This is a genomic window from Candidatus Woesearchaeota archaeon (genome assembly GCA_016188115.1).
Lineage (GTDB): Archaea > Nanobdellota > Nanobdellia > Woesearchaeales > GW2011-AR9 > JACPIK01.
Map to the genome: position 1 here is coordinate 1 of JACPIK010000001.1, position 8087 is coordinate 8087.

The window sequence follows — 8087 nt, forward strand, 5'->3', positions numbered from 1 at the left end:
GCGTGTTCGCGGAGGATTTTGGGGTACGCGTCAGAGAGCGCGGATTCCGCCGTCTCGTGGAGAATCGCCCCCTCGCCCACTTTCTGCGCCAAGACCGTTTCGGGAATATGCCCCTTGCGAAACCCGTCTATGGAAACCTCTCCCGCGAGTTTTTTCACCGCCGAGGCGCGATAGGAATCAAACGTCTCGGCGGGAATTTCTGCTGATATTTCCACCTCGGTGTCGCTCAATTTCTTTATCTTTACATTAGAGAAATTTGACCCCGTACGAAGTCGCGGGCGCGTTTCACTACCATTGTTATCCATATCCATTGGTTTATGGTTGGGTGGATAAAGGAAATTCATTGTAATACAGACGCCAGCCCGCGCCCTACTTCGTAGCGGGGTTGACATGATGCCGCTATTATAGCGGATTATGAAAATAATTCAAGTAGAATCTTTCCGCTCAAAAAAACACCGCCGAAAGACGGTGTTTTTTATAGTGCACTTTTATAGACGATGTTAGAACCTCTCTCAAGACGCTAACCGACTATTCGGTATTCAATATAGTAGCATCTTGGTAGTTTTTCTCAACGCCGCAGAAAGCTGTTAGACGCGGTTAGAAAGCAGAAAACTGATATATTGATGAAATACTGCCCGTCTGCGATAGAACCCTGCTTAGAGTGCCCAACTTTTAATGTTCGTATCCATCCGCAAATGTTCACAATAGTCACACAATAGTCACGAAGTTCACGATATAAAAAATCAGCTGAAAATATTGCCCATAGGAACGCTCACACAGGACGAGCGTTTTTTAGTATAGCAATATGGAAATATATGGTATCAGAACTTGCTTTCTATTTTTTCAAAAAGTTTTGAAATGTTATCAATCGTGGCTTGAGTAAGTTTTACCTCGTTTTTTTCCACGGACTCTAAAAAGAGCTTAGCTAAAAGTACTTTATCTGCCTTGTTGTCCTTATTTTTTATGTATTCAGAATTACTTGTGGTATATGTTAAGGAACTATTTTTCAAAACATATTTCTTAAAATCATTCTGAGAAAATACGTCTTCGGTACTACCTTCTCTTTCTAAAACAGATATGATCAATTCTTTGTTAACCAACCAGTTGTTTTTTAAATTTTTTTCTCCGTCTTTTTTGCCCTGGTCATTATCATAAAGATATAACACTTTACATCCCCAGCCATGTAGAATAGTGCCAACAAAAGGCATATTGCCTGATCCACCGCCATACACAAAATTAAGTTTGTTTTTGTTAATAAGTCTTTTGAATGCTTCTAAAAAATATAAATCTGACGGACCTTCCACTATAACATTGTTGGCTTTGTCTAAGTTGGCAATACCAGCAGTAAGTTCTAAACCAATTGCTGTAAGTATTGGTGTTAATGTTTCTTTATCGGCAAGTGCATGAAGTTTATTTTCTATTTTCGTGCCGTCTTTTTTGGTTCTGTGTATCAAACGAATGCGGTTTAATTTGTCTGGTTCAAGAAGATATGGGGAATGAGTCGCAAAAACTAACTGAGTTTCTTTAGCCGAATCTTCTAATTTTCCGAGGATATCTTTTTGGGCTTGGGCATGTAAAAATAGGCCGGGTTCGTCAATTAGTATTATATTAGGCAAATTTTCATTGGCTCGTGCAGAAACTTTAACATAAAATGCCAAATGCCATTGGCGCCCCTTGCTTCTTAAACTCGGTTCATATAAATAATCATCTTCCTCTATCCAAAAATATAAGTGTGTTGAATCCCATTCTATTTTAAGATTAGATATGTCTTGCGTCCAAAATTTACCGTAGTCTTTGTTCAAAACGATATTAACATTTTTCTTATGCATGTGTTTTTCTCTGTCATCGGTTCCCTTGATCGTTTCTGGTTTTAAATCACTTATAATCGAAAGGTCCTCAATCCATTCATTTGTTTCCAAGTCTTTGACCGGTATCTTGTTGGGGAAAATATCATCAAAGGAATTAAAAAGAATAAAATTAGGAATATATTTTTTCTTTAGCAGATCCAATAAAGTTTGTTTAGATGCTAACAAATTTTCAAGATCCGAAAGCTTATTGATAGATTCTTCTAAGAAAGCAGAGAAATTGATTTTTTCTTTTTCGTCCGAAATATTGCCAACATTTGGGGCTGTCTGTTTTTTAAATTGAGATAGCAAGGTTTTTAGATTCTGAATATTATCAAAGTCTAAATCAAAAATAGTCCCGCCAAGTTGTGTATATTTTGTATGGATTTTTTTAGTCTCTTGCCATGAGGTTTCTATTTTTTTCTTTATCTCTGCTACTTCATGTAGATTCCAAATTCCAGCGGCAGTTAAAGATTGTCCTGTGATTGAATAATCATCTGGATAAGTTTTTTTAATATCTATAATAATGTCGTTGGAAACTTTTTTCTTCCAACCAAGTTCACCCATAATTTCTTTTAAAGTCGCTTTTTCTATTTTGAATGTTATTTCGATTTGTGGCACAGCTTCTTTATTTTTGATTGGCTTCGAACTTTCTCTAATTTTTTTATCAGTGTCGAAATCTTCCAATGCCTCTAAAATAGAGGTTTTCCCGGACTCGTTTTTGCCAGCAAAAATAGTAATAGTGTCTGTTAAATAACAGTCGCCGCTGTCTATTATTGATTTATAGTTTTTGATTCTAAATTTTTCTAATTTCATATTTTTAAAAATTAACTCTCTAAAAGCTGGCGAGGATACGAGATAGAAGTTTATCTCTTGTGCTTTGTCCTATCTACGAGAACAAAGTTTTTTGCTCTCTGATGATATGGAGGCACGCGATCGCCTTTTGACAAGGTGATTTCTTGCTTAGTACCGATGGGCTGATATTGCCCAGATATCGGCGTCTTCTCTCCCGTGTGAGTAATGACTTTCTTAGCCATGTTTTTAACTTCTGCTTAGCTTCTAATAATCAGAGGTTCGCCGACCTTTATTCAAACCCCCACCACAAATGCCATAAAGCACCTGTAGAGGGAGGATAAAGGCGACTTAGCTTGATATCAGAAAAGTGGGCGGAAGTTTCCTCACCAGCTTTTAAAGAACTAAAACTCTACTTTACGAACCCTGTGGATATCTCACCCTATACACAGTTTCGTATTTTTTTCGTATAATAGTTTTATAGTAGTTTTTTGCCGTTTCAATGTCAACTATGAAAATATCCACATTAACCAGAAATCAAAAAGCGATACTGGATTTCATCAAATCCTTTCAAAAAACGAAAGGATACCCTCCTACTCTGGAGGAGATCGGTAAAAAATTCAAATTGTCATCTCCGGCAACGGTACATCAGTATTTGTCCGTCCTGCGTAAAAAAGGATACGTGCAAAGACAAAAGGGTCATGCACGTTCTATTGAGATTTTTCAAAACGGCATAAGCGATCTTGTTGAGATTCCCTTACTCGGCATTATTGCCGCAGGAAAACCAGTTGAGGCAATCCAAAATCCGGAGCCGATTCAAGTTCCTAAAAATATGCTTTCAAAGTCAGGCCGTCATTATGCCTTAAAGGTTGAGGGCAACAGCATGATAAACGAGGGCATATCAGATGGCGATACTGTTATTGTTCGCGAACAGCCAGTCGTAGAAAACGGGGAATCAGCAGTCGCGTATTTACCCGACAGCAACGAAGCGACATTAAAGAAAATCTACAAAGAAAAAAATCGGATCAGACTTCAGCCAGCCAATCCCGAAATGAAGCCGTTTTATGAAAAAAATGTAGAAATACAGGGAAAAGTCGTAGGAGTTTTAAGGAAATTTAAATAGTTTTTTTCTGAATGAAAATAAAAAACAAAAAACTTACTTTTATAGACCTTTTTTGCGGAGCTGGCGGGTTATCACTCGGATTCGAAAACAATGGTTTCGAACTAATTTTAGCAAATGACAACGATCGTCACTCTATTGAGACATTTAAGAAAAATCATCCGAGCTTGAAAACAGATTCTATTATTCTTGACGATATACGGAATCTCTCTGGATATTTCGATAAACTGGGTGTTAAAAAAAACAGTGTCGATCTGATTATTGGTGGCCCCCCATGTCAAGGATTCAGCATGGCAAATAGGCAAAGACTTATTGACGATCCTCGTAATTATCTCTACAAAGAGTTCGTCAAAGCAGTTTTCAATCTACAACCAAGAGCATTTTTAATGGAGAATGTTAAGGGAATGTTGCCTGTGGCAAAACAGATCGTTGAGGATTTTGAAAAAGGAGGGTATGCGGTCTCGTACCAAATCGTTAATGCAAAAAATTATGGCGTTCCTCAAAACAGGGAAAGATTGATCTATTTAGGACTGCGGGAAAAGAGTTTTAAGAACCCAAAAGAAATTCTGACCACGATTTTTAGGCATATTGATATAAAAAAACAACCAAACGAAATTCCGATAAGTTCGGCTTTTTGGGGACTGCGTAAATTGGTAGCAAGGAGCGAGAAAAATAATACCGAGATTGATTCAAAAAAATCGGGGCTGTTTAAGGACAAAATTTTCTTGAATGATCGTGGAGATAGATCCTATGTAAAAAAAATAAATAGCGGCAGGATTCCAAGTTCAATCTACAACCATAAAGCTCGCTACAACAACGACAGAGACCTTTTGATTTTTAAACTTCTCCCGCAAGGCGGGAGGTCTGACCATCCTGACATTGCGCACATAATGCCATATAATAACCGTAAGGGGATATTTAAAGATAAATTTTACAAATTGATTCATGGTAAACCTTCTAAAACAATAACTTCTCATATGAAATTTGATTGTCATATGTACATACATCCCAATGAAGCAAGAGGACTTACACCTCGTGAGGCGGCCAGGATACAAGGTTTCCCGGATGATTATGTTTTTTATGGTCCTTATACACAATGGTATAACCAGATTGGCAACGCTGTTCCACCACCATTGTCAAATATAATAGCCGGGGTTTTGAGAAAACATCTGTCATAAAAATATATGCAAATTCGTAAAAATGACGGTGCAGAATTAACTTATCTTGATCTATTCTCCGGGATAGGGGGGTTTCGTTTGGCTATGAGCCGGGCTTCAAAGAGCATCGGTATAAAATCACGGTGCGTAGGTTATAGCGAGATAGACAAATATGCTCTCACAACTTATCGTAGCAACTTTGATACTGATGATGAAATAGACATTGGTGACGTAACCAGATTAAACTCCGTAGCAGAAATAAGAAAAAGTCTTCCAAATTTTGACATTCTTTTTGCGGGGTTTCCTTGCCAACCGTTTAGTCTCATGGGTATGAAAAAGGGATTTGAAGATACCAGAGGGACATTATTTTTTCATATTGCCGAAATACTGGCAATCAAAAAACCGCCCTTCTTCATTCTCGAGAACGTGCGGGGCCTACAGACTCATGACGGTGGAAAAACTTTACAGAGAATAATATCCGTTCTTTCTAATGAACTGGGTTATATGACTGAAGTTAAAATTATGAATAGTGTTAATTTCGGCGTTCCACAAATTAGACGCCGTTTGTATATTCTCGGTTCCAAGAATAAAAAGGTGTTGACCGAATTGGATTTGAATAGTATTTCTTGGAAACGAAAACCAAAATACCAAACAACCTGGCATCTTTTAGAGAAAAAAACGGATGAAAAGTATTATCTTTCTGAAAGAATACTTAAAACAATCCTCGCACATGGAAGCGGAAATTATTATTCTAAATCAGAAATAAATCGGCTTGTCGCAAGACCACTAACGGCCAGCATGCACAAGATGCATAGGGCAAATCAAGATAACTATTATTCCGATGATTTTATCCAGGGAGTTTTTAAAGATGGCGATGTCTCAAAAGTTTCTATAAACAAAAAAGGGGTCAGAAAAATTACTCCGTTAGAAGCGTTTCGATTGCAAGGATTTGATGATTTTTTCGTAAAGAATGCTGCGGCAAACGGGGTTTCCGATACACAGCTCTATAGACAAGCCGGGAATGCCATTACCGTAAATGTCGCTCAATCTGTTTTGGAAAATCTTTTTCAAAATACTGGATTCCTGCGCGCGTAGTTCAAATCACACCATACTTTCCCTTTAAGTCTTCCAGAGAGATTACAAAACCTGCATTTTGCAATGCGTCCTTTTGTTTTTTGTAAAGTATTTTCAGGATATTGCCGATTTCTTCTTTTTTTCCGAGATGAATATGTTTATGGCATGTCGGGCACATAGAAACTATGTTATTGATATCATCCAGGTCCTTATCAAATTCCTCATAAAATCGCATTGATATCAAGTGGTGTTTTTCCATATACGGCACTTCTGCCGGTGTTAAAAAGCTTCTATGAGATCCGTCAACTTGGCATTTATAGTTTTGCTGTTTTAAAACAAAATCTCCCTTAGCTTTGTTTCTTACAGTGATCATTCGTGATCCCTGCTTAATACGACCACGCCGATTTACAGTAGGAAAATCGGCCGGCGTTAAAGTTTCTTCAACTTCTGAGAGTATTTCATAGTCATCAGTTTCTTCGTCTGTATCTGCCAATTCAGAATCTTTGCCGGGCGGCGAAAGTTCGATAAAACCCCCCGCCGAGGGAAGTCCCTGTCCCTCAATCATTTTCCATCGTGCCGAGCCAAGCTTGATCAGTTCTGCCTTGAAGCTATTTTCATCTTCTATGGATTTCCAGAAAACTAAAATATCCCCGACGGAAGCACCACCGGCTTTATATGTCGGCAATAAATTGCCCGTAAGATGAATATGATCATGCGTATCACTTTTAAAATAGTTAACATTTGTCGTTATGATTTTGCTTTTTTTGCCAATCCAGAATTCAATAAATATTTTTTTGATTAGGTGCGATTCCGCTTTTTGAGGTGTGCCGAAATACGGCTGGGTTTCAACCGTTGGAACAATTCCCGAGGTATGTCCGGCACCGAGCTCAGATGCCGCGAGTCTTTTATAAACAGGTTTTTCCCATTGAGACATACTTGCAAAATACACTTTTTCTATTATATTTTCAAGCCAGTATTGTCTTGTCATAGAAAGTGGTGTTTAATCACAAAATGACAGATGTGCACACCAAAAAACAAAGATCGCAGAATATGGCCGCAATAAAAAATCGCGGAAACAAAAGCACGGAAAATAAGCTCAGACTTTTATTCCGAGGATATAAAATAAATGGCTGGAGAAGACATTACAAATCACTTCCAGGGACACCAGATTTTATATTTATGCGAAATAAAGTTGCCATTTTCGTTGATGGTTGTTTCTGGCATGGTTGCATGAAATGTCGGTTTTCTCCACAAACAAATAAACAGTTCTGGAGAAACAAAATCAAAGAAAATATACATAGGGACCGAAAACAAGTTCAGCAAATTAAGAAAAGAGGCTGGATAGTTATTCGTATCTGGGAGCATCAGATTAAAAAGAACCCGGTGGTGGCAATAAAAAAGATTCTAACTTTATTAAAGCAGAAATCATAAAATATTTTTGTAGAATTATATCAAGACCAATCTAGTGCTTTCTCTATGCCTTCTCTTGCCCTGTCTAAGAGCACAGACGGGGCGGACATGATGGATTACATGTTTTGCTGTTTTGGCCGTGCTCTAGTATAGTTCGTTAGAACCTCTCCTCAAATACCAAAAAACCATTTAGTTCTCAGAAGAAATGGTTTATACCCAACTAAACTATTTTCCTTCCCTATACGGGCAACGAGACAATGTTAGAACCTCCAATTTTTCTGAAATAGAAACAACGATTGATACGCCGGGGCGCGAAAAATCTTAAAAAGTGCGGACGGCGAGAATCGAACTCGCGCCATCTGGTTGGAAGCCAGAAGTTCTGCCACTAAACTACATCCGCGAACAAAAAAATAATACCACGCATTCCCGCAAAATCAAAAGCCGCGGCGCATGCGCCGCGGCTTTTGAGAAGTACGGAAAAATTTTCCGGCGCGAATCAATGCTTACGCATTCTCTTCGCCTCCTTCAACCTTTTCCTCTTCGGTTGCGACTTCAGGAGCCGCTTCTCCGGTCTCCAATGTTTCCTCATCAAGATATGTCATAACAATCTAATGTTATCTGCCCGAAAACCTCACCTGAAGCCAGGGACAGCGCTTATGGAGGGATCCCTCTACAAGCAAAGGATTTGTA

The 8087-nt window shown here is 38.4% G+C and carries 7 protein-coding genes and 1 tRNA gene; 4 read left to right on the forward strand and 4 right to left on the reverse strand.

Features of this window, described 5'->3' with window-relative positions; genetic code table 11:
* Together HYV86_00005 and HYV86_00010 are read right to left on the reverse strand one after the other, a co-directional pair.
* Positions 1-344 (reverse strand): trigger factor family protein (locus tag HYV86_00005; protein MBI2572221.1); only part of this gene is annotated, 344 nt, incomplete at its 3' end.
* A gap of 477 nt (positions 345-821) precedes the next feature.
* Positions 822-2660 (reverse strand): AAA family ATPase, encoded by a 1839-nt coding sequence (locus HYV86_00010; protein MBI2572222.1) that lies wholly within the window; start codon positions 2658-2660, stop codon positions 822-824.
* A 487-nt stretch (positions 2661-3147) separates the two neighbouring features.
* Between HYV86_00010 and lexA the strand changes: the two genes are divergently transcribed.
* Genes lexA through dcm form a run of 3 tightly spaced genes read left to right on the forward strand, consistent with a single transcriptional unit; the run spans position 3148 to position 6008 of the window.
* On the forward strand, positions 3148-3759 hold the full coding sequence (gene lexA / locus HYV86_00015) for a transcriptional repressor LexA (protein ID MBI2572223.1): 612 nt from the start codon (positions 3148-3150) through the stop codon (positions 3757-3759).
* 11 nt (positions 3760-3770) lie between these two features.
* Positions 3771-4934: a DNA cytosine methyltransferase gene (locus HYV86_00020; protein MBI2572224.1), complete on the forward strand. Its 1164-nt coding sequence runs from the start codon at positions 3771-3773 to the stop codon at positions 4932-4934.
* 6 nt (positions 4935-4940) lie between these two features.
* Complete coding sequence (gene dcm, locus HYV86_00025) at positions 4941-6008, forward strand: DNA (cytosine-5-)-methyltransferase (protein ID MBI2572225.1); 1068 nt, start codon at positions 4941-4943, stop codon at positions 6006-6008.
* A 1-nt stretch (position 6009) separates the two neighbouring features.
* Here the strand turns inward: dcm and HYV86_00030 are convergent, their stop codons facing one another.
* Positions 6010-6975 (reverse strand): HNH endonuclease, encoded by a 966-nt coding sequence (locus HYV86_00030; protein MBI2572226.1) that lies wholly within the window; start codon positions 6973-6975, stop codon positions 6010-6012.
* A gap of 23 nt (positions 6976-6998) precedes the next feature.
* Between HYV86_00030 and HYV86_00035 the strand changes: the two genes are divergently transcribed.
* Positions 6999-7418, forward strand: a complete 420-nt coding sequence (locus HYV86_00035; GenBank protein ID MBI2572227.1) for a very short patch repair endonuclease — start codon at positions 6999-7001, stop codon at positions 7416-7418.
* A 308-nt stretch (positions 7419-7726) separates the two neighbouring features.
* Here HYV86_00035 and HYV86_00040 read toward each other — a convergent pair.
* A tRNA-Gly gene (locus tag HYV86_00040) sits at positions 7727-7797 on the reverse strand.
* Positions 7798-8087 lie beyond the last annotated feature (290 nt).

What these genes read in the sequence shown, in the direction of transcription:
- HYV86_00035 (MBI2572227.1), top strand. Translation starts at nt 6,999, where the DNA reads ATGACAGATGTGCACACCAAAAAACAAAGATCGCAGAATATGGCCGCA.
- dcm (MBI2572225.1), top strand. Translation starts at nt 4,941, where the DNA reads ATGCAAATTCGTAAAAATGACGGTGCAGAATTAACTTATCTTGATCTA.
- lexA (MBI2572223.1), top strand. Translation starts at nt 3,148, where the DNA reads ATGAAAATATCCACATTAACCAGAAATCAAAAAGCGATACTGGATTTC.
- HYV86_00030 (MBI2572226.1), bottom strand. Translation starts at nt 6,975, where the DNA reads ATGACAAGACAATACTGGCTTGAAAATATAATAGAAAAAGTGTATTTT.
- HYV86_00010 (MBI2572222.1), bottom strand. Translation starts at nt 2,660, where the DNA reads ATGAAATTAGAAAAATTTAGAATCAAAAACTATAAATCAATAATAGAC.
- HYV86_00020 (MBI2572224.1), top strand. Translation starts at nt 3,771, where the DNA reads ATGAAAATAAAAAACAAAAAACTTACTTTTATAGACCTTTTTTGCGGA.